The sequence below is a fragment of the Aeromicrobium sp. PFPM2_SD2 genome, assembly GCF_057364525.1.
On record NZ_JBNFNZ010000867.1, the window covers coordinates 1 to 464 of the forward strand.

1 pseudogene is annotated in these 464 nt (G+C 76.5%); it reads left to right on the forward strand.

What is annotated here, in order from left to right:
- Positions 1-202 precede the first annotated feature (202 nt).
- Positions 203-464 (forward strand): annotated as a pseudogene (locus AC2W7G_RS18550) (laccase domain-containing protein); the annotation flags it as partial.

Genomic DNA, 464 nt, shown 5'->3' on the forward strand with positions numbered 1-464 from the left:
GGCCGCCCCCGTGGCGCCGCCGGAGCCGATGAACGTCGACTACGACGACGACCTCGACGTCCCGGACTTCCTGCGCTGAGCGTGGGCGACGACGGCGTGCTGCACGACCGGGGCCGAGACCGGCCCGGTCGTCGTCGCGCTCACGGCGCGGTCCGGCGGCGTCAGCACGGGGCCGTACGCCTCGCTCAACCTCGGTGACCACGTCGGCGACGACCCGGCCGCGGTGACCGAGAACCTGCGCCGGCTCGCGGCCGCGCTCGACGTCGACCGGGTCCTGACCATGCGGCAGGTCCACGGCGACGACGTCGCGGTCGTGGACGTCCGGGTCGGACGAGCCCACGGCGGACGCCATGGTGACGGTGGAGCCCGGGGTCGCGCTGCTCGTGCGCGTCGGCCGACTGCCTGCCGGCGTCCTGGCCGACCCGGCACCGGCGTCGTCGGCGTGGCCCACGCCGGACGCAAGG